This window comes from Lewinella sp. IMCC34191, from assembly GCF_003390935.1.
GTDB lineage: Bacteria > Bacteroidota > Bacteroidia > Chitinophagales > Saprospiraceae > Neolewinella.
Map to the genome: position 1 here is coordinate 223,665 of NZ_QNQZ01000010.1, position 26,171 is coordinate 249,835.

A 26,171-nucleotide genomic window follows, 5' to 3' on the forward strand; every position below is an offset into this window, starting at 1 on the left:
TCCCATTGCCTATGCGTCTTTTTACTCTTCTACTTTGCCTTATCGCCACGCAGCTGCCGGCACAATCGCTGGGGCGTAGCGTCATCGGCAATGCCGGCACCTTACTTACAGGCCCCGGCGGTAGCCTCCAGTTCACGCTTGGTGAGGTGGCCGTAGAGCGCACCGATAACAGCCTCATGCTCGCCCGCGGTTTTCACCGTACCCGGGCTCCCCGGATCAGTACTTCCTCCTGGTCCGTGCCCGACATCGATATGACGCTATCAGCCTACCCCAACCCCACCTCCGGCGAGCTTACGCTGGCGGGCGACTGGGAAGCGGGCGACCGGGTGACCATCACGAACATTCTCGGTCGTCGCCTGATCGATCTTGCCTTGCATTCGCAGACTAAAAACCTCTCCCTTGAAAAATTTCCCGCCGGCACTTACCTGCTAACCATCAGCCGGGCGGGGCGTCCGCTGCGCAGCCTTCGCGTAGTACGCCAGTAGTTTCCTATTCAAACCTTCACCCACCTCTACCTAAATAACTGTTATGCACCCTTTCCTTAGCCCCGCGCGGACGTGCCTGTCGCTGCTGCTCCTGCTAGGCATCTCTCTGGGCGTGTCCGCCCAGGCCCCCGTCGGCTTCAACTTTCAGGCCGTAGCCCGGGGTATCGACGACAACATTCTCTCCGACCGCAACATCTCGGTCCGGGTAAGTCTCCTCCGCGGGAGCGAATCGGGCCCCGCCAACTACAGTGAGCGCCACGAGGTGCGCACCAGCGAATACGGCGTATTTGATCTGGCGGTAGGTACCGGCGAAGTGGTCAGCGGATCCTTCGACGCGGTGGACTGGGGATCGGCCAGCTACTACCTTAAAATCGACATGGATCCCAACGGCGGCAGCAACTACGCCAACATGGGCGCCACCCAGCTTTTATCGGTCCCCTACGCGCTCTACGCAAATACGGCAGGTAACGGCGGAAGCAGTAACGGTGGCGATGGAGTGGGTGCCACCGAAGATCCGACCGATGAGCTGCAATCCCTCATCTACGACCCCATGTCGAATACCCTGACCCTGACCGACGGAAACTCCGTCGTACTCCGTTCGGGCACCGATGAGCAGACCCTTAGCCTGACGGGCTCGACGCTGGCGATTTCCAACGGTAACAGCGTCGATCTGAAGCCCCTGCTCGGTACCGGCGGCGGTGCGGACGCCGACGCCGATCCCACCAACGAAATTCAGGACATCACCCTCTCCGGACGGGAACTGTCCATCAGCGGCGGCAGCACCGTAACGCTCCCCGCCGAAATGCCCCAGGAGCTTAAATTGGAAGGTCGTACCCTGAGCCTGAGCGGCAACGGTGGCAGTGTGGAACTGCCGGCCGGCAGCGGCGAAGGCATCAGCCAGGAGCTGACCTTCGACCCCGTCTCCCGCAAACTGTCCATTAGCGACGGCAACGATGTACTCATCCCCGTTGGCAACGACGGTGACGGCGACGCGGAAAACGAGCTGCAGACCATCAAACTGACCGGCAATAAGCTGGAACTGTCCCACGGCGGCGGTGCGGTCACTCTGCCCAGCGGCGAAGGTTCCGTAACCAATACCGACAATCAGGAACTGACCTTCAACGTCGCCAGTCGCGAGTTAGCCATCGATGGCGGTAATACCGTATACATTCCCGCCGGTAAAGACGACGATGCCGACCCCCGCAACGAACTACAGAAGATCAGCATCGAGGGTACGAAGCTCACCCTGAGTGGTGACGGCGGGACCGTTGAGCTCCCCGGCGGCATCGATACCGACGATCAAACGCTCACCTTCGATCCCGTGAGCCGCAACCTGAGCATCAGCGAAGGCAACGATGTCCACATTCCCGTCGGCAAAGATGGCGATGGCGATCCGGAGAACGAAATCCAGGTACTCAAACTCAACGGCAACAAGCTGGAACTTACCAACGGTGGCGGATCGGTTGTCCTTCCCTCTTCGGATGGCTCGGTCAGCAATACCGACAACCAGGAGCTCAGCTTCAATGCCGGCAGCCGTGAACTGTCCATCGACGGCGGCAACACCGTATACATTCCCGCCGGCAAAGACGACGACTCCGACCCCGAAAACGAAATCCAGGATATTAGCTTCGATGCGTCCACGGGTAAGCTATCCATCACCCGCGGCAGCTCGATCGTCCTCCCTACCGGTGGTTCGGACGCCGATGCCGACCCGTCTAACGAAATTCAGGTCCTGAAGCTCGACGGAGACGTACTTGAGCTTTCCAACGGTGGCGGTTCCGTCACCCTACCCAGCGCCTCCGTCAAGAACACCGACAACCAGGAACTGCAGTTCAACCCCATGAACCGTCAGTTGAGCATCGAGGGTGGCAACGTGGTGTACATTCCCGGTGTCGAAAGCCTGGACAACGATCCCGCTAACGAATTGCAGGAGATCTACCTGGACGGCGACAAGATCGTGCTCACCAACGGCGGCGGCAGCATCACCCTCCCCAGCGGTGGCGGCGGCATGGACGGCGACAGCGACGATACGAACGAGCTGCAGGAGTTCACTTTCGAAAACGGCATCCTCAAAATGAGCCACGACGGCGGTGAATTCGACGTGGAAGGCTACGTTCGCCCCTACATCACCACGATGGAGGAGCAGATGCAAATCGTAGAGGACCTGAAAGCGAAAGCGGGCACCTACGAATCGATCATCAACGCCCAGATCATGCGTGCCGACCAATTCGAGATGACCATTTCCAACCTCACCGAGCAAGCCGCCTCCTTCCAGGACATCATCGAGCAGCAGCAGATGAAGGCCACCGAGCTGGAGGAGGCCCTGCAGGCCCTGACCGAGCAAAACGCCGCGCTGGAGGCGCGCGTGACCGCGCTGGAAAATCAGTAAGACCTAATATTCACGGCTATACATTTTACACGATTTTTGGAGAGCGTGCACCGATCGTATCGGTGCGCGCTCTCTGCTTTTTGGCGGCGGAGCGCAGGTAATAGGCTTATCCCGTAAGTGGAAGCCAAACATCACTCGACTAGCAAAGGAAATAGTAAATTAGGCGCATGATCCGCTGCATTATCCTTTTCTCCCTCCTGTCGATGACCCTTAGCGCACAGGACCTTCCCGAACCCACCCGTTTCGAATCCGCCATCGAAGGCTTTGAGTCGGCGGATACCGAAAACCCCGTCGACAAAGGGCCCATCCTCTTCGTGGGAAGTTCGTCCATTGTCATGTGGAAAACCCTGGCCGAAGACCTGGAGGGACACCATGTACTCAATCGCGGCTTCGGCGGTTCCAATTTCAACGACCTGATCCACTACGCCGACCGGGTCATCTATCCCTACCAGCCAAAGGCGGTATTCGTTTACGAGGGCGACAACGATATCTCCATGGGCGTCTCCCCCGAGCAGGTGCACGAGTACGCCAAGCAACTTCGGCAGATGATTGCCGAGAACGTAGGGGAGGAGGTCCCCGTATTTTTTATATCCCCGAAACCCAGCGTTGCCCGGTGGGAGATGAAAGCAGATTACGAAACCGCCAACCAGCTGCTGGAAGACTACGCTAACGCTACGGAAGACACCTACTTCATCGACGTCTGGGCCCCCGCCCTGCTGGCCGATGGTTCCGTAAGGAGCGACATTTTCGTAGGAGACAACCTCCATATGAATGCCGCCGGCTACGATATCTGGGAAGCGGTCATCGAACCGGTCGTTGATCTGCTGGATGACGAATGATCCTTCCGATTAGAGGATAAGCATCTATGGTCGCCTTCGTGGTGTTACCTTCATTTGCTCCCTATACCGCGGCCGCTTGGATATCCTTATTGCATTGTTGCTTGGCTTCGTGTCCTCCTTCGGAGCCGTACTGATGCCCGGCATGCTGAATATGTCCGTAGTCAACTGCAGCCTGGAAGAGGACAAGTGGGCGGCCGTGCGGTACGCGGCCGGAATCACCGTAGTCATGACCGCACAGGCGGGCATTGCCATCGTGGGCGCGAATTACCTGCGGGATAATCCCGACATCATTGAAATTCTGAGCTGGTGGGCGGTACCGGTACTGGTCTTGCTGGCCCTGTTCTTTTTCTTCCGTTGGTATCGGGAGCACCAGTCGGATAAAAGCGTGGAAGAACAGCGGGAAGAAAACTCCGTAGACCGGCCCTTCTCCTCCGGCATCAGTGTCGCGCTCCTCAATTTTATCGCCATACCGTACTACTTCGCCATTGGCAGCTGGCTGATGTCCGACGGCGTGCTGACTACGGCGGTCGTCGGGAAATTGCTCTTCGTACTGGGTACGGGGACGGGCAGCATGGTCATCCTGAGTGGATACGCCTTCGGTGCGCGGTGGGTAGACGAGCACGCCCACTACATTACCCACCACTTCCACCTGCTAGTGGGCGGTTTATTCGTGTTGCTCGCCGGCATACAGGCTTTCCGGCTATGGGGATAGGTAAATTACCTGCGCCCCGCCGCAAAAACTTATTTCTTGCTGGGGAGTCCGCGTCCGGTAGCCGCCCAGTAGATGCCCCCGTAGAGGTGCTCTAGAAAAAAGGCGTCCTGGAAGGTTTCGTCGATGTGGCCGAGGGCGGTGTAGAAGGCCCGGCCGCCGTCGAAGTCGTGGTACCAGGCGATGGGGTGCATCTCCCCCATGCCGTCGGTTTTCTTCTCGCCCCAGTCGGCGGTAGCGTCGTAGGTACTTTCGTCCACGGTCAGGATGTAGTTTAGGTCGTCGACGGTCGCGTCCTGAAAATCATACCATTCATCGGTCCATAGCATCCGCTCCGGCCAGCGCTCGAGACCGGGAAAGGTGGCGTCGCGGACCTGGAGCATGGCCGTTTGGTTGTGGGGGTGGACGTTGAACATGTGCCCGACCAGCTGGGTGTACCACGGCCAATCGTACTCGGTATCCGAGGCGGCGTGGATGCCGACCCAGCCCTTTCCGGACTGGATGAAGCGCTCGATGGCGGCCTGCTCTTCGTCGTTGAAGACATCGCCGGTCGTGCTGAGCATGATGATCACGTCGTACTTCTCCAGCGAGCGATCGCTGATGGGCAAGGCGTCCTGCTGACGGTCGAGGGCAAACTGATGGCGCTTGGCAATGGCCTCCAGCGCGGGAATGCCGGCGGTGATGGAGGGGTGGTGCCAGCCGGCGGTTTCGGTAATGAGCAGGGCCCGAAATTGCTGGGCGCTCAGGGCGGTGGAAAACAGGCCGGCGCAGAGGGCCACTGTGAGAAGGGTGTAGAATCGACTTTGCATACCAGCAAGGTAAGCCACCGCCGGTAAATGTAAAACGGGAGCGCGATCCGTAGATCGTCGCTCCCGCTTCTTTTCGGCGATTCGGCTGCCCGCTTAGTTATAGCCGGGATTCTGCACCAGCGCGCCCTCACTCAGGTCGATCTCGGTCTGGGGGATCGGGAAGAGTTCATTTTTATTCTCGGTGAAGTTTGGCCGCAGGGGCTTCATCACTTCGAAGGACCGGTTGGTGCGCACCAGGTCGAACCAGCGGTGCTGCTCCAGGGCCAGTTCCGAACGACGTTCGCGCCAGACCGCCTGCCGTAGTTCGGCCTGGTCGGTTGTGGTCACGTCGGGCAGGACGTTGGCCCCGCCGCGAGCCCGCTCGCGGACCATATTAAGGTAGGTCAGGGCTTCTTCCGGACGGCCGATCTCGTTGAGGGCCTCGGCGGCAATCAACAGCACGTCGGCGTAGCGCAGGATGCGGATATTTCCCGGGCCGTTGCCATTACCGCCGGGGTGATCGGGTACCCAGGCCTTTTGGTTGAAGCGCTCGCCCTCGATGCCCGGATCACCCTCGACGATGCCGGAACCATCGGGCAGAATCTCGCCTACGTAGAGAATGGTGGCCTCGCGGCGAGGATCACCGCGCTCGAAGGAAGATACCAGGTCGTCGCTTGGCCGGTTGAAGCCCCAGCCCAGGTTGGGTGTACCGCGTACGCCCTGCACTTCATTGTACTGACTGCCCGCACCCCCGATCTCGAAGGCCGCGGCCTGCACTTCGAACAGGCTTTCGCTGCTGTTCTCTCCCGCATCCGTAAAGATGCCGGCGTAGTCGGGATACAGGGCATATTCGCCGCTGTTGATCACTTCCAGGGCCCGGGTGGCGGCCTGCTCGTAGTCCATGCGGGTGAGCGCCGCCTTGGCGAGCATACCGCGGGCGGTCCCGCTGGTGACGCGGCCGATGTCGGTCCCGCTGTAGCTGGCCGGCAGGCTTTCGATGGCGGTCCGCAGGTCCGATTCGATCTGGGCGTATACCTCGTCTACCGGGGCCCGGGCAATTTGCAACTCTTGCGGGAAGGGGTCCAGGATCAGCGGTACGCCGCCGAACCAGCGAACGAGATTGAAGTAGTAGTAAGCCCGCAGGAAGGAGGCCTCCCCGATCAGCCGTTGCCGCAGGTCCTCGTCCATTTCCGGCACCTCCGGAATGCGCGTGATGGCGAGGTTGGCGCGGAACACGCCCGTGTAGTACCCCTCCCACACGGTACCGGGGGCGACGTTGGTGGCGGTATGGGTAAAGCGATCGACCTCCTCCAGGAAGAAGCCGTCGGAAACGAGGCTGCCCTTGTCGGAATCGTCACTCACGATGTCCGTCATGCCGATAAAGCTGAAGACGTGGGTGGACCACTGCCGTAGCTGGTTGTAGACGGCGTTGACCGACTGTACGGCCTGTTCCTCGTTCTGGAAGAAATTTTCCAGGGTGTACTGGCCCTGGGGGGTGCGGTCGATGACGTCCGAGCAGGCCGAAGCGGAGAGCAGCACGGCCAGACCCAGGCATTGATAGAGCGATTTCATGGTTTGCATGATTAGGGTTGCTTAAAAGGTGATATCGATACCGGCGGTGATGGTCCGGGCGATCGGGTAGATCGTGCCCTGGTCGATGCCGTTATTGAACAGACTGTCGTTGTAGATCTCCGGGTTATAGCCGCTGTAGTCCTGGCTGGTCACCAGGTTGGTGCCATTGACATACACGCGCAGCGACTGCATCCGGAGGCGGTCCGTGAGGTCGGTGGAGAAGCGATAGCCCAGCGTTACGTTGCGCAGCCGGATGTAGGAGGCATCCTCTACGTAAAGCGAGGACAGGGTTTCGAAGTTTTGTCCGGCGATGGTCACCCGGGGGATCGTGTTGCTGGTTCCTTCGCCCGTGAAACGCTCCAGCCAGCGGTCCTCGAAGTTGTAGGCGCCGAAGCGGGCCATTTGCTTGGCATTCACCACCTCGCTGCCGAACTGACCGGTGACGTCGAAGCTTAATTCCAGGCCGGAGTAGGAAAAACTGCCGTTGACGCCCAGGGTCATATCCGGAATCGCCGACCCCAGTACGACGCGGTCCTCGGCGGCGGTGACGTTTCCGTCACCATTTACGTCGCGGTAGATGATGTCGCCTACCTGCTGGTTACCCAACTGGGGAAACTGGCCGAGCTGCTCTTCGTTCTGGAAAACGCCGATCGCCTCGTAGCCGTAGAACGAGCCCACGGCGGAACCGACGCGGGAGTTCGTACCCAGCTGTCCGCCTACGCCGAGGGCACCCCCGAAGAAGTTTTCGGTATCCCCGTCCAGGGCAATCACTTCGTTGTGTACGAAACTCGCGTTGACGCCGATATTGTAACGGAAGGGGTCGCCGCCGGCCCGCCAGTTGGCGCCCAGGTCGAGGCCGCGGTTCAGCACTTCGGCTACGTTGCGTACGGCCGGATCGGCACCGAGGTAATCGGGGATCGGTGCCTGAAAAAGTACGCCGGAGGTAAACTTCCGGTAGAGGTCGACTTCGAGTAAAAACTGGTTATTCAGCAGGCCCAGCTCCATGCCGACGTCGGCCTGGGTAGTTTCTTCCCAGCGCAGGTTCGGGTTGGCCAGACTGGTGACCGTGGAGCCGACTAACAGCGCCGGCTCGCCACCGAAGACCGCCCCGGTGTTGCTTACGACACGCGGCACGTACTGGTATTCGCCGATCCGGTCGTTTCCGGTCTGCCCCCAACTGGCGCGCAGCTTGAGGCGGCTGATCGGTCCGCCGTCGTTCCAGAAGGCCTCCCGGCTCACGTTCCAGCCCACCCCCACCGAGGGGAAGAAACCGTACTTGTAGTTGGCACCGAAGCGGCTCGAACCGTCGGCCCGGCCGGAGACCGTGATCAGGTAGCGGCCATCGTAGGTGTAGTTCACGCGACCGAGGTAGCTGGTCAGGCCCCAGTCGCCTCCGTCCACGCCGTTGAAGTTGGTAGCGGTCGTGGGGTCGGCGGAGTTCAGGTAGTAGAAACTCGGGTCGTCGCCGATGACGCGCTGGCGTCCGGCACCGATCTCCTCGCCAAAATTGTCCTGGTAGGTGATCCCCAGCACCCCGTCAACGTGGTGAACCCCGAAATCGCGGGCGTAGCTCAGCGTGTTCTCCCACAGCCAGTTGCGGCGGTAGGCGTTACGCACGTTGATGTCGTTCTCCTGATTCTGCTGGCTGGCGCTGACGAAGAAGGCCGGCACGAAGTTGCGGCTGCGGTCGTAGACGAAGTCCAGGCCGAAGTTGGTCCGGAAGGTAAAGCCGTCCAAGAAGCGGATGTCGGCGTAGGTATTGCCCACCGCGCGGTAGGTTTCGGCGCGGTCGTTGGTGTAGAAGATGGACGCCACGGGGTTGCCAGTGTTACCGATGGCCGAGGCGTTGCCGAAGTTGCCGGCGGAGTCCCGCGGTACGGAGATGGGGTCGGCCCGGTAGGCGGTGGCGAGTACGCTTCCGGTATTGATGCGGTCCGACGTATTGTAGCCCAGGTTCAGGTTACCGGCTACAGTCAGCCAGTCCTTGACCTGGCGGGTATTATTCAGACGGGTAGTGAAGCGATCGTAGGCGGAGCCCCGGATAATCCCTTCCTGGCGGTAGTAGTTGGCGCTGAGGTTGAAGCTGGATTCCTCATTGCCGCCCTGAAAGGACAGCGTGGCATTATAGATCGGCGCCTGCTGGAAGATTTCGTCCTGCCAGTTGGTGCCCTCCCCGTACTGCTCCGGATTGGGGAAGCGCGGCGCGCGGCCCTCGTTCACGTCCGCCTCGTTGATGAGGGTGGCGTACTCGCTGGCGTTCAGCACGTCAATCTGCCGGACGACCTCCTGGGTTCCCGTGTAGGCGTTCAGGGTCAGCTGGCCCTCTCCGGTGCCCTGCTTTGTCGTAATGATGATGACACCGTTGGCCCCCCGGGACCCGTAGATGGCCGTAGCCGAGGCATCCTTCAGCACCGAAACGCTCTCTACGTCCTGTGGATTCAGGAAGGAGATGTCGTTGAGGATCATCCCGTCGACGACGAAGAGCGGGTCGGCGTTATTCAGCGTGCCCACGCCGCGGATGCGGAAGATGGCATCCGCCCCCGGCGCGCCGGAGCTGGGGATGATCTGCAGGCCGGACACCTTGCCCTGGAGCGATTGGCCCAGGGACTGGGTAGGGATGTCGGTCAGCTGCTCCGATTCGACCACCCCTACGGAACCCGTCAGGTCGTCTTTTTGCTGGATACCGTAACCGACGACGACGACTTCCTGCAGCACCTGGCTGGATTCGCCCAATTCGATGTCGATGGTGCTCCGACCGCCGATCGCCACCGTCTGCGTGGTGAAACCGATGTACGAAAAGGCCAGGCTGTCGCCCCCTTCGGGGACCGTAAGTTCGTAACGGCCGTCAATATCGGTGATGGTACCGCTGGTCGTGCCGGGCACCTGTACGCTGACGCCGATAAGCGGCTCGGTACCGTCGGTAACGGTACCGTCCACCGTAACCTGAGCGGAAAGCCCCAGGCTGACGAGCAGCATAAATAGGATTAGAGATTTTTGCATAACGGGATTATTCTAAAGTCAGGGAGATAGAGTTGCTGGTGCGGGCATCGCCGCCCACGTAAATCATGAATTTGCCGGGCTCGCTGCCGTAGGTCATGTCCCGTCGGTAGAAGGACAGGTCATCCTCGGTCAGTTCGAGCGTCACCGTCTGGCCTTCGCCGGCGGCCAGTGCGACCCGCCGAAAGGCCTTCAGCTCGCGCACCGGGCGGGTCACGGAGCCGACCACGTCCTGGACGTAGAGCTGGACCACGGTGGTACCGTCCACGGAGCCCGTATTGCTTACCTCCACGGTCACGCGGGCGGTATCGTTACGGGTCATGGTACCGGCCTCCAGGCTCGGTGCACCGTACTCGAAAGTGGTATAGCTCAGGCCGTAGCCGAAGGGGTAAAGCGGGTCGTTGCTTTCGTCCAGGTACTTGCTGGTGTATTTATTATTGGGGTCCATCGGGCGCCCGGTGTTCTTCATGCTGTAGAAAATGGGGACCTGGCCGACGGAGCGTGGAAAGGTCATGGGTAACCGGCCGCCGGGGTTATGGTCGCCGAACAGCACGTCGGCCAGCGCGTGGCCCGCCTCGGTCCCCGGAAACCAGGCCTCGAGAATGGCGGTGGCGGCGGAGTCCACGCCGGGGAAGGCGAGCGGGCGGCCGTTGAAAAGCACGACTACGACCGGCTTACCGGTAGCGGCCAGGGCGCGGATCATGGCTTCCTGCTCACCGGGCAGACCGATGTCCGCGCGACTGGCAGCTTCGCCACTCATTTCCCAATCCTCTCCGGTGGCTACCACGATCACGTCAGCGCGTCGAGCGGCACGAATAGCCTCCTGCATATCGGGCACATAATTTACCTGCGCTCCGTCGCCCACCGCTTCCTCCATACCGGTCAGCAGCGTGATGACATCAGCGGCGCGACCGTCTCCGTGCCAGGCACCGAGCATGTCCTCCTGGCTATCGGCCAGCTGGCCGGTAAGGAGGATGCGCCCGCTGCCCGGAGAAAGGGGCAGGATATTATCGTCGTTCTTCAGCAACACGAAGCTTTCCCGGGCGATCCGACGGGCGGCTTCGCGGTTAGCGTCGGTCAGGATATTCTGGCTCTGCCGCGTCGTATCGGAGTAGCGGTACGGGTCGTCGAAAAGCCCCAGCGCGTACTTCATGCGCAGAATGCGGCGCACGGCCTCGTTCACCTGTGACATGGCCACTTCCCCGCTTTCGACCTGCTCGGCCAGGTGATCGTAGAAAACGGCTCCCTGCATATCCATGTCCACCCCGGCCTGCACGGCCAGCAGTCCCGCCTCCGCTTCGTCGGCGGCGACGCCGTGGGGGATCATCTCATTGATGCTCGTGTAGTCGGTGACGACAAAACCCATGAAGCCCCACTGGTCGCGGAGGATCTCGGTGAGCAGATGCTTATTGCCCGTAGCCGGTACGCCGTCCAGTTCGTTGAAGCTGGTCATGAACGTAGCGACGCCCGCGTCCAGCGCCGCTCTGAAGGGCGGGAGGTAGATGTCGCGCAGCACCCGCTCGGAGATGTCGACGGTGTGGTAATCCCGGCCCGCCTGGGCGGCCCCGTAGGCGGCAAAGTGCTTGGCGCAGGCCAGGATGGTCAGCGGGTCGGTGAGATCATCGCCCTGAAAACCCTTTACGCGGGCCTCGGCCATTACCTTACCTAGATAGACGTCTTCTCCGGCGCCTTCCATGACCCGGCCCCAGCGGGGGTCGCGGGCAATGTCGACCATGGGCGCGAATGTCCAGTGCAGTCCGGCCGCGGCCGATTCCCGACCGGCGATGCGGGCCGATTCCTCCGCCGCCTCCGCGTTCCAGCTGGCCGCCTCTCCCAGGGGGATGGGGAAGATCGTCCGGTAGCCGTGAATCACGTCGTAGCCGAACAGCAGCGGAATGCCCAGACGAGTATCCTCCACGGCCATGCGCTGCAAATCGCGGTTATACCCGGCGGTGTGGGCATTAAAGATGGCTCCTAACCGACCGGTCTTGATATCGTCCTGGTAGCCCTCACGGATGGTCGGGCCGGTCACGTCCCAATCACTGGTGAATAGCGTCATCTGCCCCACCTTCTCCTCCAGGGTCATGATGCTCAGCAGGCTGTCGATGCGGCGCTCGTGGCCGGCGTTGTACCAATCCGGCACCTGCTGGGCGGCGAGGGGTAGGGCCAGCAAACCTATGCATATGGTTAGTAATCTGGTCATAATCAGGTTAATACAAGTTTTTCAAATCAGTCCGGACACTCGCAGGTCCTGCGGACACTCCGAGGTCCTGTGGTTGTCAGGGGCGGTTTAACAGGACCTCAGCGTGTGGCGATAGCCTCCTCTGAGTGTGCCGGTCGGGAGACCCTTGTTGGGCCGGACACTCGCAGGGTTGGGCCGGACACTCGCAGGTCCTACGGACACTCCGAGGTCCTGTGGTCGTCAGGGGCGGTTTGACAGGACCTCAGCGCGTGGCGTCAGCCTCCTCTGAGTGTCCGGGACCTTTACCCCGTCACCCCCTATCCCCTTCACCAAGCCACCCCCCCGTAAAGCCGGCCCGTTCCAGGCCACGCCGCACGTAGGGGTTTTTCTTCATCACCTCCCAAATCAGTTCGGAGCGGTGATTCTCGATCTGGATGAGGATGGGCCCCTGGTCGATGCCGAGGTAGTCGACATCGTACCAGCCGGCCGCATTATCCTCGCCGAAAGTGTAGGTCAGGTTAAAGGCATCCCGGAAACCGTAGTCACCCACGAGGCTGTCGTACTGGGTGGTCCACATGTGCTCCAGCGCGGCAAGGCATTCCTCCGGCGCGAAGGGCACCGACCCGCCCGCCGCCGTCGGCGCGATGGTGCCGTCGTCGATGATGTGGTCGGCCGAAGCACCGCGGGCGTGGTAGGAATAGAATTTTCGGGTCTCTCCGTCGACGATGGTATCGAGTCCTCCGGGGCCGTCACAGGCTGTCAGCCCCCACTGCTCGGGACCGTAGCCGACGAAACCTTCGGGATTATCGATGCAGTAGGCACGGTTGCTCAGGGTACCCTCGCGGCTATTTTCAAAGTAGTCGCTGTCGTGAGCCCGCATATAGTCGTCCTGGATCCCGCGGAAGTCGACGTACATATGGCTGTACTGGTGGCCGAAAAGCGGGGTGAAGTTCAGGTGCTCGTAGCCCTGGAATTCCTGCCATTCGTAGCCTTCCGTCCAGCGCTCCCAGGCGTTGTCGGGCAGGGGGTGGGTCGGCGAACCGAGGCCGAGGATCACCAGGATCATCGCTTCGTTGTAGCCGTTCCATTCGGCGGGGATAAAGCCTCGGTCGGGGCGCCAGCCCATACTCATGCGGCCTTTCTCGTTGAGGCTCCAGTCCCACTCCACGCGGCGGTAGAGCTGGTCGGCCAGTTCGCGGATGCGGGTTTCGTTTGTATCGTCCCCGTCGAAGTAGCTCATCACCGACAGCACGCCCGCCATCAGCAGGCCGGTGTCGATGGTAGAGAGTTCCACGTCGCGGTAGCGCAGGGCGTCGTCGTTGTTGAGGAAGTGATAGAACAGGCCCTTATAACCGGCCACGCCGCTCGGTTCCGGCCCCTGGGGCAGGGACCAAAGTTGTTCCAGCGTCTTCATCGTCCGTTCGGCGGCCGCCGCTCGGGTTACGTATCCGTGTTCGGCACCTACGATGTAGGAGGTCAGGCCGAAGCCCGTAGCGGCGATGCTGCTGAAGCGGTCGGTCGGCCAGCGGTCCGGGACCTGGTAGTTCTCCGGGTGCGCCCGTTCCCAGAAGAAGCCGAAGGTGCGGCGCTGGAGTTCGTCGAGACTGAACTCCCGGTTGGACTCCACCGGTATCCCCTTGGCCTCATCGGCCGGAGCTCGTTGGCAGGCACCGAGTAACAGAAACGGCAGGGTGAGAAGTAATCTCATAATCTGGGTAAATAAAACCCCGGGAGACGTCGAGGCGCCCCCCGGGGTTTACGATGGATTGGGTTAGCGCTTAACGATCATCGAGCGGGCCACGATGCGGCCGCTGCGGTCGTAAGCTCCCAGTACGTAGGTAGCGGAACGCAGGTCGTCCACCGGCCACTGTACCCGGGGGCTGTTGCCATCCACCACGAGTTCCTTCACCTGCTGGCCGAGCATATTGGTCAGCGTGAAACGAACGGCACTATTGGGGTTGTCGATGGTCAGCTCGTCGGTCACCGGGTTGGGGAAGGCGCGGATATTATCAAGGCGCACCGAATTGAAGATGCTGGTCAGCGCTGCACAGTCACCACCGCCCACGGCGATGTCGTCGAAGTAATGGGTCAGATTGCTGGCAGGAATTTCCGTGCTGTTCATCAGGAGGGTGATCTGATCGTAGGTAGCACCGTCGGGCAGCGCGCTCAGGTCAAAGGTCAGTTCCTGCCATTCACCGGCCGTCGTGTAATTGGCGGGTATATCACCGCTGCCGGGCGCGCCGTCGCGGGGCCGTTCGAGCTTGAAGACGACCGTACCGGCCACTTCCATCCAAACCTTCATCGTAGCGGTCTTGGCTCCGTTCACCAGCGTGACGGGGGCATCGAGGGGCAAGGCGAGTCCGGCCCAGGTTTGGGTACCGTCGGCTGCTTCCTCGAATACGCCCACGGTTTCGCTCATATTCCCTTCCGACATATCGGGGTTGTCGATACTCATGAGGCCATTATCGGTGAACGCACCGTTCTCAAAGTAGAAGCCGTTGGTCAGGGTGTAGTCCGCCGATTCGAAGGTGGCGATGCAGCTGGTTGTGTAAGGAGGACGGTTCAAGCGGATGTTATCGACGTAATACGTATTGACTGCGGCGTTGTCCGTACCCGCGCCGAAGAACATCACCAGGGTCTGGTAACCCATCCCTTCGTAGGCGGACAGGTCCACCGTGTAGGTTACCCAGCTTTCCGTTTCCGTTTCCGGGATCGGCTGGCGGATTTCCACGTCGGCACCGGTTCCACCTTCCAGCTTAAAGAGGATATCACCGGCTACGGGAGCCCAGATATCGACCATCAGTTGGTTGTTCAGGCTTAGATCGATGGGGTCATCAAAGCCGATGGCCAGTGCATTGTATTCCCCGGCAGGATCGTCAAACTGCCCTACGCGGGAGCTGGTATTGCCGGAGTTATTGCCACCGTCGGGATTATCGATCACGCTCAGATCCCCCGCGCCTACGGTGTAATTTGCGTTACGCTGGCATTCGAAATCGTCGAGTATGCGGGGGTCGACCTCCACGTCGGCACAATTATCCACCGTGCTGGTTCCCTGGAAGAGGTTGTCGAAGTAGTAGGTCCCGGTACCTGTCGTTCCGGAATCGAAGAGCAGGCGGAGCGAACTGAAGTCGGTCGTGCTCGCATTCGCCTCGAAGTTGAAGTTGAGTGTCTGCCAGCTTCCGGTGGCGGGGATGGGTACTTCCACACTTACGGCTCCGTCCAGCGTACTCACCAGTTGCAGGGTGACGGTGGTAGCTCCATCCGGTGCCCATACGTCCAGGTTCAGCTGCGGCTCCGTACTTAGGTCGAGTTCTTCCGGCAGGTCGGCCTGCAGAAAGGCGAATTGGGCCGTACCCCGGGTGTAGCTACCTACGTTTTCACTGGTATTGGCTCCGGTCATATCCGGGTTGTCCACGACGCCGTTGAAGGTTCCGTTGTTCGTGCCGGTAGTTACCCAGGTAAGCTTGGCATCGTCCTCAAAGTCCTCGATGGCTTCGGGTTCCGGTGCTTCCATCCGGATGATATCGTCAATGTAGTAGACGTCACCTTCGGCATCATCCACGCCAGCATTAAAGAATAGAACGAACTGCGAAAAATCGGTGCCTGCCGCTCCGCTGAAATCCGCGCAAGCTTCAACCCATTGGTTGGTTTGCGTAATCTGCACGGGCACTTCGAAAGTATTGCCGTAGCCTTCCAGTTTGAAAAGGAGGTTGCCGGTCTCTGGCGCCCACACCTTAATGCAAAACTGGGCATTAGCGGATAAGTCGATCGGTTGGTCGTAAGCGATCACCAGGGCGTGGTAAGCGCCCGTCTGGTCGGTGTACCGCCCTACGCTATCGCTGGTATTGATACCCGTCTTTTCGGGGTTCACGATCACCTCCACGTCATCGTAGCCGATGCCGTAGGTGGCGTTCCGCTGGCACTCGAAGTCGTCGATCACCAGGGGGTCGACCGGCGTACCGGCACAGGGGCCGCCCTCGCTCACGGTGAAGTTGTCGATGAGGTACGTATTCGTGGTCGTCTCCATATTCTCGTCAAAGAAAATGAGGACGCGGGTAGCGTCAAATTCCTCGGCCGCCTCGCTGAAGTCGAAAGTGTAGGTCCGCCACACATTGGCCGTAGCGATGTTCTTCTTCATCTCGATGTTCTCGGCCGGTACGGCACCCTCCAGCTTCAGGATGAAGGAGGTATTGGTGTCGGCGTATACCTGGATGGAGAAAACGTTCTGTTCCGACAGGTCCAGCGGCTCGGCGAAGGTGCCGACGAACTGGCTGTAGGCATGCTCCCCACTCTTCGTGTAGGAGCCCGCGCTGGCGCTGGGATTGATGCCGGTACTGTCCTCGGGGTTTTCCACGACGCCGTTGTAGGTGCCGTTCACGGCTTCCCAGGTCACGAGATCGTCGTCTCCCTCGAAGTCGGAGAGGACCGTTGTCTGGGCCTGCAGGCCCAGCGTTGCCGCGAAGCAGCAGAAAAGGAGTAAAAGTCTTTGCATGATACTGTCGATTGAAGCGCTTTAAAAATTATCGAGTGAGCAGCAGGGGCACCGCGAGGGTTCCGTCCTGACTGGTAATTCTGAGGTAGTGCCATCCGCTTTTTGCGGCGGAGCGCAGGTATAATGAAAGTCGCTGCGGCCCGCCCCCCAGCGCCCGCTTCGTGACCAGATGCTCCAGTATCCGCCCGGTTCCGTCGAGCAGATCCACGGTGACCATCTGGGGGCGGGCCAGGGAAAGCGATAAACTCACCTCCCCCCCGGTGGGATTCGGAAAGACCGTGGGTCGCCCGGTCAAAAAGTCCGGCATCGGTGCCAAAGCGGTGGTGGTCGAATCCGCCACGAATCCAATGGCGTCCAGGGCCGGGGCGATCTCCGGGCTGGACATGAACAGGTCCCACAACAGTCCGCTGCGGTAATTTTCGATCATATTGATGATCGGTCCCTGGTCGATGGCCAGGTAGCTGGTAGCGTACCAGTCACGGTCCAGGTTGAAGGCGTCGTAGAAACCGTATGGTCCCCACATCCGGTTGCCGAGCTCCCGGTAGAAGTACTTCAGGGCGTTCAGGCTTTCCTCCGGGGTGTAGGGCATACTGCCCAGGGCGGCCGTCGGGGCGATGGTCCCGTTGTCCAGGGCAGAACTGTTCGGCGAATGGGCGACGTAGCCGTCTGGGTCGTCGCTCGCCGTAATGCCCCATACATTCGGGCCGTAGCCTTCGCGGTTGTAGGGATTGTCGATGGCGTGCTGGTAATTAATCCGGGTATGGTTGGTGTTCCGAGTGAAGTAGTTGGTATACCGATCCATGATCCCGCGCGGATCGAAGCCCTGATAGCTGTAGTGACTGAAGAAGAGCGGGCCCCCCTTCAGCTCGCCGACCAGCAAGGGGATGCCGTAGTAGACATTATTGGTTTCGTAGCTGCCGCCCGCCCAGCCGGTGTGGTACAGGGAGGCCGGAATGCGATGTTCCTCCGAAGGCGAGGCGATCCCGAGCAGGTACGCGATATGCGTTTCGTTGAATCCCCGCAGCGGCAGATTGATCTGGAAAGCGTAGTTGGGGGACCAGTGCCAGTACAGCACGTCCGCGCTTTCCTTGCGGTACCAGTTCCAATCGACGTCGTTCCACAGGGCATTGATATGCTCCCGCAGGTTGGTTTCCGCTTCCCCGTCCCCTGTGAAATACTGGCGCGAGGTCAGCAGGCCCTGCATCAGGAAGGAGGTTTCCACGAGATCGCCGCCGTTGTCCGGCGTACTGAAGGGGACAACTTCACCGGAAGAACCATTGTACCAGTGCGCGAAGGCACCCCGGAAGCGCGGGATCTCCGTGAGGAAATTGACGATTTTCGCCGTACGCTCCAACGCTTGCTCGTAGGTGATCATGCCGCGCTCGGCGCCTACGATCAGGGCCATCAGTCCGAAGCCGGTTCCGCCGGTCGTCACGATGTTACCGGAATTTCGCTCCCGGGCCATGCCGGATACCGGATGGCCGAAGTCGTAGAAATAGCGAAGGGTATACGCCTGCACCATATCCAGCAGGGCGGAGTCGTTCATTTCGTAGGTGGTTGCCGATACGGTGTCGGTAGGGTCCCCCTGTTGTCCCTGGCTATCTACGCCACGCAGGAAATAACTGCCGGTGACCCCGAAGTCGCCCACGAAGTCAATCTGCCGGGTTTCCACATTATTGGTTACCCCTACCAGCGAGTAGTTCTCCCCGTCAGCCGATCCGTATATACGTACGCGATCGATGGAGGGGTCGGCGGGCTGATCCCAGCTTACCTCAATGTGATGATCGTAAGCCGTAGCCACCAATCCCGTAAGGCTACTTTTCTGAGCAGACAGTACGAAAGACACGGTGAGGAAAAGACCCCCTAGAAAGGGTATCCGATTACGGAGTAAAGCTTTTTGCATGTACGATCGACTTAGGCAAACTGTGGTATGTAATCCACAATCACTTTACCAAAGTTCTTTCGCAGGGCCTATAAAACCTAAGAAGTGACCTCACCACGACTACGCCATGTGTATCATTTGCTCAGAATTCCTGCAAATACTGATTCAAATTATCATTGCTCTCCAGGTCCAGCTTCTTACGCAACCGATAGCGTTTGTTTTCCACTCCGCGCACGGAAATGTGCAGCAGCGGGGCGATTTCCTTCGAACTCAGATCCATCCGCAAGTACGCCGCTAACCGAAGATCTCCGGAAGTGAGTTCCGGGTGCGTTTGCCGGAGGCGCTTCAGGTAGGCTTCGTGAACTTCGTTGAAGTGGGACTCGAAAATGGCCCAGTCTTCTTCGTTATTCAGGTTACGGTCGATCAGAAGCAGAAGCTTTTGCTGGTTCTTCGGCGGTCCGCTGGCGGATGGTGTCTTCGACAGTTCTTCCTTCAGGTCCAACAGCATCTCGTTCTTCTTGGCGAGCGTCAGGGTAGTATTGGCCAGTTCCCGGCTTTTGCGTTTGTTTTCCGCCTCCAGTTGCTCGTTACGCGCCTCAATGCGTTGCCGCTGTAATTGCCGGCTTCGGATCGCTTCCAGTCGCCGCGCCTGTAGTTCCAGCCGGTGCCGGTGCTGCTGGTAGAAAAACCAGACCAACCCGGCGAGCAAAAGGAGGTAAACGACGTAAGCCACGGCGGTACGGTACCAGGGCGGGCGAATCGTAAAGGACAAACGCGCACCGGATCCGAACCAATCCGCCTTCACTTCAAACCGGTAGTCACCCTCTTCCAAATTGGTGTAGCTCCGCTCACCCAGGGGAGACCACTCCGACCACGCATCGCTAAACCCAAGCAAACGACTGCGGTACCGAACCTCCCGATCGAGCACGGGCAGCGCGTAGGTGAATCGTACATCGTTCTCTCCGTAGCTGAGGATGGTTTCATCGTCCTTTGACTCGCTACCGGCGAGTTTCAACATAATAGCGGGACTTTTCTCCGGGGACGGAGGCGTTTCCGTACGGTACAGCGCGAATGCTTCCTCCAGACTGAACAGGTAGGTCGAATCATCCAGGGCCGTCAGGTAGGGAAAGCTACGCCGCAAGCTAACCGGAAAGGCAGTCTGACGCTCCCGCCCACGGTAGGGGATCACCCGGTCGCGTTGCACCACAAACCATTCCTGGCTACCTTCCCTGCCGGGGAGCAAATACAGTCCGGGAGTGAGGCGTACGCCGCGAAAGCTGCCCAGGGTATCGAAGGCACCGTGCCGGTAATGGTATATCCCCTCATCGGTCTGTACGAGGAGGGAGTCACCGAAGCGGGTCAGGATGGGCCGTACCAGATCCGGTTCCGTCAGGGTATCGACCGCAACGATGGAACGCAGGTCCTCAGCCAGTTCAATAGCGTAGGCTCCCCTCGACCCATGAAGCGCCAGCACCTCGTGCTCCCCGGTGCACTCGAGATAACGGAGAGGTGCGAGCAAGCCCTCCAGCCGTTCCTCCGCCGGCTCCAAGAGATCGATCCGGCTGAGCCCCGCGTAGTTGGCCTGTAGGAACATCGTACTATCGGGGTCGATGACCATACTCCGCCATCCGCCCGACCGGCCGGACACCCGGCGGGCTTCATCGCCATTTATCAGGAATGTTCCATCGTTGTGTCCGCAGAGCAAACCGGAAGGCGTCGGCTGTAGCTCCCACACTTGCCCCGCCGTTCCGGGCACGAGGGCGAAGGTCCGACGGTCGGTCTCATACCGGAAGAGGCCCTGGTTGGTACCCACGTACAGTTGCCCCCGGTACCGGAATGCCGCATAGGTCGCGCCTATGGGCCGGCCGCCGGAACGGTAGAACAACAGGGGTTCGCTGCGGACGATCAGGTTCAGCCCCCGGTCCAGGCCGGCCCATAGGTTACCGTCCCGGTCTTCGAAGAGGGACAAGACGGTATTGTTACTTAGTCCGTTGCCATAGCTCAGCTGATATTCCAGTTCCCCGCCGGCACCGAAGACATAAACGCCTCCCATGATCGTTCCCACGGCTACCCCCCCGGACCGCAGGGCTAGTACCCGGTTGATCTGCTGGCCCGTCAGTATCCGATTCGCGCTATCCGACCAGGCTTCGTATTCACCATCCCGGTAGCGGTGGATGCCGTCACGGGTAGCTACTAACATCCCTTCCCCGGCTTCCACTACGCCGACCACGGGATCGCCGGGATCCGAGCCGGGCAGCAGCATTTTCCCGCCGGCCGGTGTGTAGCGGTAGATCCCCTCCCCCGTTACCGGCACCCACAGTTTATCGTGCGCGGCGTGGGCGAACATCAAATCGCCCGGAGCCTCTACCCGCACTTCTCCCCCCTCGTACCAATACAGGCGCGTGAAGGATTGGAACACCACCACGTCATTGATGACCTCGATATGCCAAATCTCCTCCCCCTGCTCGGGTTGCGGCAAGGTGTTACTAAGGGAGACGTAGCTGCCCAGCTGCCCGTCGTGCATCCGGAAATAACCAAACTCCCCGTAGCCGCCCACATACAGGCGGCTCCCGTGCCACCTTACCGTCCGCACGGTAGGCCGGGCGGGAAGTTGGTGGACCGACCAGTTCAGTCCGTCATACCGGAGCACGCCACCGGAGTTGGCTACGAACAGGACTCCCTCCGGCGACTGCGTAATATCCCAGTTCTGATTTTCGGCTCCGTACGCCTCGCCCTGAAAGCTGCGAACGCGGGGCGTTAGCATGCTGACGGGTACCGTTTCACCGGGTTGCTGACCCAGCAGGGGCGAGCAAAGGCTTATCCATACCAGCAAAATCGTCCAGACATTCATGGGCTACCGGAATCGGGGCAAACAAGATAAGTGCTTGTTGCCGGCCGCGATTGGCTTATAGCCCCCTGCCCCGCTCCGACCGGTAGTGGTCCACCACAAGGCGCCGGGCTTCATACCTCCCTTTTACCTGAGCAGCCGTTGTATACAAGCGGGCGGGGCCGGCCGCGTTATACGGATGGTGGGTAAATCCCCAAACGCAACGTCCCGCGTACCTCCGGGGAGGTAGGCGGGACGCTGTAAAAGTTTCTATCGGTAGGTTAAGCCTAGTAGTCCGGATTCTGGATCAGCTCCCCGTTGCGCTGGAGTTCCTGGTCCGGCAGCGGTAGCAGCAGGTACTTTTCCTCGTAAACCGCCCCCCAAGTGCTTTCGTGGCCGATGAGGTCGACGAAGTTGATATCGCCATCGCTGGCCTCCGGGTACTTACGCGTCCGGATCATATCAAACCAGATCTTGAAGTTCAGGGCGAGTTCGCGGTTACGCTCGGCCCAAACTTCCTCGACGAAGTCCTGGACGGACAAGCCGCTCAGTTCGTCGCGGATATCCTCGGCGTCCTCCATAAAGTACGCCCGGCTACGCACCTGGGTGAGGTAGTCGACGGCCTCCGCGGTGACGCCTTCGGAGCGGGCGATGGCCTCGGCGGAAATCAGCAGCACTTCGGCGTAGGTGTAGGCGGCCACTTCCAGCTCGGAGTTGGCGGGATTGGTCGTCCCAAACAAGGCCTCGTCGTCATGCCAGAGGTACGGCTGAAACCGGAAAGTGGTGGTTTCTCCGTTTTCGTTCGTGTAGGTATTGTGCCAGAGCTGTTTATTCTGAATCCGGAGATCCTCCTCTTCGTCGTACATCGCCACGAACTCGTCGCGGGGTTCGTACGCCTGGTTCGTGATGCTGTAGTTCGTCTGGTTCGTAAGGGTAACCGGATAGGTGTACGCAGGATAACCGGAGCCGGCGATGCCGATCGTAAATTCTATGGGGTAAACGAACTCTTCGGCAATAACTTCCAGTTCCTGACGGCGGATTTTATTGTAGGCACTGTTTTCCGGGACAATCTCGCCTGAGCCGTTCACCTCGTTTTCAGCCAGCGCGTGGCTGCCGCCGTCGATCACCACCCGGGCGGCGTCCGCCGCGGCGGCGTAGTTGTCGTTTTGCATGGGGAATCCGCTGCGGGTCAGCTGCACGTCGGCCAGGAGGGCAGCGGCGGCCGGCCGGGAGACCCGGTATCCGTTGTTGATCATATTTTCTTCTGATAAGCCCGCGGAGTTTACGGCAAACTCCAGATCGTCCACGATCAGAGCGTAGACCTCCTCCGCAGAATTTCTGGCTCGGTAGATGTCCGCGGTCGACTCATAGGGCTCGGTGATCAGCGGCACGTCGCCGAAGTGGCGCACCAGCATGAAATAGGCCCAGGCGCGAAAGAAGCGCGCTTCGCCGAGCAGTCGGTTGGCTTGCGCCTCGCTAACGCCTTCGGTGGTCGGAATGTACTTGATCGCGTTATTCGCCCGGCTGATCTCCCGGTACATTTGCGACCAGTAGGTATTCAGGATCGAATTGGAGTTGATGGCATTGAGCTGCAGCTGCTGGGCGAAGCCGATGTAGGCGTACTGCCCCTTATAATTGTTTTCGAAGAAGCCTGACAGGTAAGACCCGTACATGATATCGCGTCCGTTGTATACGCCGCCGTTCATCCACAGGGCGGGTGCACCGTCGCGGTACAGGGCGTTCACGGCGTTCTCGGCGTGGGCCGGTTCGGTAAAGAACTGATTGAGACTGGCCACGCTGCGGGGCTCCTCTTCGAGAAATTCGGAGCAGCTGTAGGTCAACCCGCCCAGCAGTAGCAAAAGCGCTAGTTTAGTCGTATTCATCTTGCTTAAAATTGTGCGTTAAGGCCGAAGGTGAAGGTGCGTGGGCGGGGGTACTGGAAGAAGAAGATGTTCTGCCCCCACTGGTTACCACCCCAGGAGGTGGCTTCGGGGTCCAGGCCCTGGAAATCGTCATTGTGGAGCACGAAAACATTCTGTCCCGATACGTAGAGGCGCAACCGGCCTAAATTGAGACGGTCCAGTACGCTGCCGGCCAGGTTGTAGCCGAGGGTAAAGGCATTGCCCCGCAGGTAGGAACCGTCCACCACCCAGTGATCGTCGACTTCGCTGTTCTGGCCGGCCCAGGCCTGGTGGCGGATCTGCTGCACCATGGTGTTTTGGTTTTCCGGCGTCCAGGCTTCGGTCAGGATGGTCCGCAGGCCGCTGGCGATACCGGAGCGGTCTTCCACCGAGTGGTAGTACTGCTGCATGATGTCCACGCCGAGTACGAACTGCAGGTTGATCGACAGGTCGAAGTTGCCGAGCGTGAAGTCGTTGATGAAGCTGCCCGTCCAGTCGGGTAGCCCGCTGCCGATGATTTCCTTTTCGGTAGTTCGTTTAGCCTCGCCGGGAATGCGGCCCACCTCGGCGGCCTCGTCGGCTTCGTCGGTGTTCCAGGTGCCCAGGCGGCGGTAACCCCAGAAGGAGGAGAGCGGCTCGCCCACTCGGAGGATGGTCTGGCTACCCGATACCCAGAAGGGACCGCCCTCAATGTCCTCATCGTTCTCACCGAGTTTCTCGATGCGGTTCTGATTGTAATTGAAGTTCAGCGTGGAACTCCAGGTGAAGTTATTATTCACTACGTTCTGGGTGGTGAGCAGTACTTCGATGCCGCGATTCGATACCGAGCCGATGTTGTCCAGAATGGATCCGAAACCGGTGGTCTGGGGCAGGGGCCGCTCCAGCAGCAGGTCGGTGGTCAGCTTGTAGTAGTAGTCCATTTCCAGGCCGACGCGGTAGTTGAACAGCGACAAGTCGAAGCCTACGTCGAATTGCTGGGTACGCTCCCACTGTAGATCGGGGTTTGACAGACCGTTGATGACCGTGGAGGTCACCCGCTGCCCGTCGATCAGGGTGGTTCCGGAGCCTACCGTCGCCAACGACCGATAGGAGCCGATCTCCGTGTTACCGGTGATGCCGAAACTGGAGCGCAGTTTCAACTGGCTGATGGTCGGGTTGCCGGTGAGGAATTCCTCGTTCGACAGTACCCAGCCCACGCCCACGGAGGGGAACCAGCCGTACTTATTGCCGGAACCGAAGCGGGAGGAGCCGTCCACCCGGCCGGTCAGGGTAAGTAGGTAGCGGTCGTCGTAGCTGTAGCTGCCGCGCAGGAAGTAGGAGTTCAGCGTCCAGTCGGTGTAGCCGGAATAGGGTGCCTCGGGCTGGCTGGCCGCGCCCAGGTTGTTGAAGCGGAAGAAGTCGTCGGCGAAACCGCGTACGCTGATACCGTAGTTCTCGTCGGTGCGCTTCTGGAAGCTGAAACCGGCCACCCCGCTGATGCTGTGCAAGCCGAACAGTTTATTGTAATTCAGGTAGTTCTCTTGCTGCCAGTAGCTGACCTGCTGGCTGTTCTGATTGGCGAAGCCCTGGGGGTCGGAGATGTTGATCAGGTCCCGTGGACTATAGGTTTGGAAGAGCCGCTCGTGGTTATCGAAGCCAAACTGGGTGCGGAAATTGAGGCCCTCGGCGATGTTAAAGACCAGGTAGGCATTGCCGAAGATCTGCGTCCGCTTGGCAAGCCGATCCTGTGTTTCCAGTACGTGGACCGGATTCGCCATGGCCTCGAGGTTGAAGTTTCCTACCAGGTCGCCACTGTTGGAGTAGGTCCCGTCCGGGAAGCGTACCGGAAAGATGGCCGGCATCTCAATCATAGTACGCCGCGGCACCTGGCCGCCGCCGCCCTCCTCGAAGCTGTTCTCTTTCGTACGGTTGGTTAGAATATTGAAACCGAAAGTCAACCAATCCTTGGGCGTTCCCTCGTAGGCTACCTTACCGTAGATGCGGTTGAGGTAGTTGTTCAGCATGATACCCTCGGTGCCGGTGTAGTTCAGAAATACGCCGTAAGAGGAGTTGCCCGTACGCTGCTGAATGGATACCTGGTGGCTGTGGGAGATGGCCGTACGGGTGGCCTCCTCCTGCCAGTCGGTGTCGTAAAGCGGGTTGCCGTTCTCGTCGAAGAAAAGCGGGTTATCGGTACTAAAACCGGGGTTCGTACCCCCGTAAAGCGGTGCATTCTCCATGCCGCGCTCGACGACCTCCAGCCATTCTTCAGCGTTCAGCACGTCCATTTTCTTCCGCAGGTTACCGGCCGAGACATAGCCGTCGTAGCCGACCACGATACCCTCGGTATTGGGTCCGCGCTTGGTCGTAACCAAAATAACGCCGTTAGCGCCCCGGGCCCCGTAGATAGCGGTGGCCGAAGCGTCCTTCAGCACCTCCATACTCTGGATGTCGTTCGGGTTCAGGAACTGGATGTCTTCCATCACCACGCCGTCCACTACGTACAGCGGGCTGGAACTGGAGTTGATCGTTCCGAGGCCCCGAATCAGCACGCGGGGGCTTCCGGTGGGTGCGCCCGAGTTCAGGAAGACGTTCACGCCAGCTACTTTGCCCTGCAGGCCCTGGATGGCGTTGGTAACGGGGGCCTTGAGCAGTTCCTCCGAACTGAGGGTGCCGATGGCGCCGGTAACGTCCGATTTCCGCTGCGTACCGTAGCCCACCACGACTACCTCCGAGAGGGACTGCACGTCGGTCGACAGTTCGATGACGATTTCGGATTGCTCATCGACGATGACTTCCTGCGTCGCGTAGCTAATGGACGAAATGACCAGCGTGACCGGTCCGTCCGGTACGGTAAGGGTAAAGTTGCCGTCGAGGTCCGTTACCGTGCCGCCGCTGCTGTCCTTGACGCGTATGGTCGCCCCGATCAGCGATTCGCCGGTTTCGGCGTCGACGACCTGGCCGGTAATGACACGTTCCTCATCCGTTGGCGCATCCACAAGCAAATGAGGCGACCCGGTCGGAAAGAGGGAGCCGGCGTAGAGAATGGAAGTGCCGGGCACTAGGAGAGCCGCACTGAATAGGAGCGTGCCTATCCAGGCCTTGCAATGCATGACCATGTGAAAATAT

At 60.0% G+C, this 26,171-nt stretch carries 14 protein-coding genes; 4 read left to right on the forward strand and 10 right to left on the reverse strand.

All coding sequences use genetic code 11. The annotated features are described in order from the left end of the window. The first annotated feature begins 11 nt into the window (after positions 1–11). The 4 genes from DRW39_RS18400 to DRW39_RS18415 all read left to right on the forward strand — a co-directional run bounded on the left by DRW39_RS18400 (position 12) and on the right by DRW39_RS18415 (position 4,425). Entirely contained in the window at positions 12–485 is a 474-nt protein-coding gene (locus DRW39_RS18400) for a T9SS type A sorting domain-containing protein (protein WP_116108548.1), read from the forward strand. A gap of 43 nt (positions 486–528) precedes the next feature. After that, positions 529–2,874 carry a hypothetical protein gene (locus tag DRW39_RS18405; protein ID WP_116108549.1) on the forward strand — a complete coding sequence of 782 codons (2,346 nt, stop codon included), beginning with the start codon at positions 529–531 and terminating at the stop codon, positions 2,872–2,874. Positions 2,875–3,041: 167 nt separating this feature from the next. Further along, on the forward strand, positions 3,042–3,713 hold the full coding sequence (locus DRW39_RS18410) for a GDSL-type esterase/lipase family protein (RefSeq protein ID WP_116108550.1): 672 nt from the start codon (positions 3,042–3,044) through the stop codon (positions 3,711–3,713). 76 nt (positions 3,714–3,789) lie between these two features. Beyond that, the gene (locus DRW39_RS18415; protein WP_116108551.1) at positions 3,790–4,425 is read left to right on the forward strand and encodes a LysE family transporter; all 636 of its coding nucleotides are present in this window, start codon (positions 3,790–3,792) and stop codon (positions 4,423–4,425) included. A gap of 29 nt (positions 4,426–4,454) precedes the next feature. Here DRW39_RS18415 and DRW39_RS18420 read toward each other — a convergent pair whose 3' ends face one another. The 10 genes from DRW39_RS18420 to DRW39_RS18465 all read right to left on the reverse strand — a co-directional run bounded on the left by DRW39_RS18420 (position 4,455) and on the right by DRW39_RS18465 (position 26,161). Then, positions 4,455–5,231 carry a ThuA domain-containing protein gene (locus DRW39_RS18420; RefSeq protein WP_116108552.1) on the reverse strand — a complete coding sequence of 259 codons (777 nt, stop codon included), beginning with the start codon at positions 5,229–5,231 and terminating at the stop codon, positions 4,455–4,457. Positions 5,232–5,324: 93 nt separating this feature from the next. Continuing rightward, positions 5,325–6,782, reverse strand: coding sequence for a RagB/SusD family nutrient uptake outer membrane protein (locus tag DRW39_RS18425; protein WP_232830190.1), 1,458 nt, complete (start codon positions 6,780–6,782; stop codon positions 5,325–5,327). A gap of 21 nt (positions 6,783–6,803) precedes the next feature. Then, positions 6,804–9,782, reverse strand: a complete 2,979-nt coding sequence (locus tag DRW39_RS18430) for a SusC/RagA family TonB-linked outer membrane protein (RefSeq protein ID WP_116108554.1) — start codon at positions 9,780–9,782, stop codon at positions 6,804–6,806. A 7-nt stretch (positions 9,783–9,789) separates the two neighbouring features. Further along, a complete protein-coding gene (locus DRW39_RS18435) occupies positions 9,790–11,982 on the reverse strand; it encodes a glycoside hydrolase family 3 N-terminal domain-containing protein (protein ID WP_116108555.1) in 2,193 nt (730 codons plus the stop codon). Between the two features lie 289 nt (positions 11,983–12,271). Further along, positions 12,272–13,669: a glucoamylase family protein gene (locus DRW39_RS18440; protein ID WP_116108556.1), complete on the reverse strand. Its 1,398-nt coding sequence runs from the start codon at positions 13,667–13,669 to the stop codon at positions 12,272–12,274. A 63-nt stretch (positions 13,670–13,732) separates the two neighbouring features. Continuing rightward, positions 13,733–16,453: a T9SS type A sorting domain-containing protein gene (locus DRW39_RS18445; RefSeq protein ID WP_116108557.1), complete on the reverse strand. Its 2,721-nt coding sequence runs from the start codon at positions 16,451–16,453 to the stop codon at positions 13,733–13,735. Between the two features lie 28 nt (positions 16,454–16,481). Continuing rightward, a complete protein-coding gene (locus tag DRW39_RS18450) occupies positions 16,482–18,356 on the reverse strand; it encodes a glucoamylase family protein (RefSeq protein WP_116108558.1) in 1,875 nt (624 codons plus the stop codon). Positions 18,357–18,477: 121 nt separating this feature from the next. Beyond that, positions 18,478–21,186: a triple tyrosine motif-containing protein gene (locus tag DRW39_RS18455; protein WP_116108559.1), complete on the reverse strand. Its 2,709-nt coding sequence runs from the start codon at positions 21,184–21,186 to the stop codon at positions 18,478–18,480. A 263-nt stretch (positions 21,187–21,449) separates the two neighbouring features. Next, positions 21,450–23,045: a RagB/SusD family nutrient uptake outer membrane protein gene (locus DRW39_RS18460; protein ID WP_116108560.1), complete on the reverse strand. Its 1,596-nt coding sequence runs from the start codon at positions 23,043–23,045 to the stop codon at positions 21,450–21,452. A gap of 5 nt (positions 23,046–23,050) precedes the next feature. Beyond that, complete coding sequence (locus tag DRW39_RS18465; protein WP_198664939.1) at positions 23,051–26,161, reverse strand: SusC/RagA family TonB-linked outer membrane protein; 3,111 nt, start codon at positions 26,159–26,161, stop codon at positions 23,051–23,053. Positions 26,162–26,171: the final 10 nt, after the last annotated feature.

Coding starts and splice junctions, on each gene's coding strand:
- DRW39_RS18400 (WP_116108548.1), top strand. CDS start 12: ATGCGTCTTTTTACTCTTCTACTTTGCCTTATCGCCACGCAGCTGCCG.
- DRW39_RS18450 (WP_116108558.1), bottom strand. CDS start 18,356: ATGCAAAAAGCTTTACTCCGTAATCGGATACCCTTTCTAGGGGGTCTT.
- DRW39_RS18445 (WP_116108557.1), bottom strand. CDS start 16,453: ATGCAAAGACTTTTACTCCTTTTCTGCTGCTTCGCGGCAACGCTGGGC.
- DRW39_RS18405 (WP_116108549.1), top strand. CDS start 529: ATGCACCCTTTCCTTAGCCCCGCGCGGACGTGCCTGTCGCTGCTGCTC.
- DRW39_RS18455 (WP_116108559.1), bottom strand. CDS start 21,186: ATGAATGTCTGGACGATTTTGCTGGTATGGATAAGCCTTTGCTCGCCC.
- DRW39_RS18410 (WP_116108550.1), top strand. CDS start 3,042: ATGATCCGCTGCATTATCCTTTTCTCCCTCCTGTCGATGACCCTTAGC.
- DRW39_RS18430 (WP_116108554.1), bottom strand. CDS start 9,782: ATGCAAAAATCTCTAATCCTATTTATGCTGCTCGTCAGCCTGGGGCTT.
- DRW39_RS18460 (WP_116108560.1), bottom strand. CDS start 23,045: ATGAATACGACTAAACTAGCGCTTTTGCTACTGCTGGGCGGGTTGACC.
- DRW39_RS18420 (WP_116108552.1), bottom strand. CDS start 5,231: ATGCAAAGTCGATTCTACACCCTTCTCACAGTGGCCCTCTGCGCCGGC.
- DRW39_RS18465 (WP_198664939.1), bottom strand. CDS start 26,161: ATGGTCATGCATTGCAAGGCCTGGATAGGCACGCTCCTATTCAGTGCG.
- DRW39_RS18435 (WP_116108555.1), bottom strand. CDS start 11,982: ATGACCAGATTACTAACCATATGCATAGGTTTGCTGGCCCTACCCCTC.
- DRW39_RS18440 (WP_116108556.1), bottom strand. CDS start 13,669: ATGAGATTACTTCTCACCCTGCCGTTTCTGTTACTCGGTGCCTGCCAA.
- DRW39_RS18425 (WP_232830190.1), bottom strand. CDS start 6,782: ATGAAATCGCTCTATCAATGCCTGGGTCTGGCCGTGCTGCTCTCCGCT.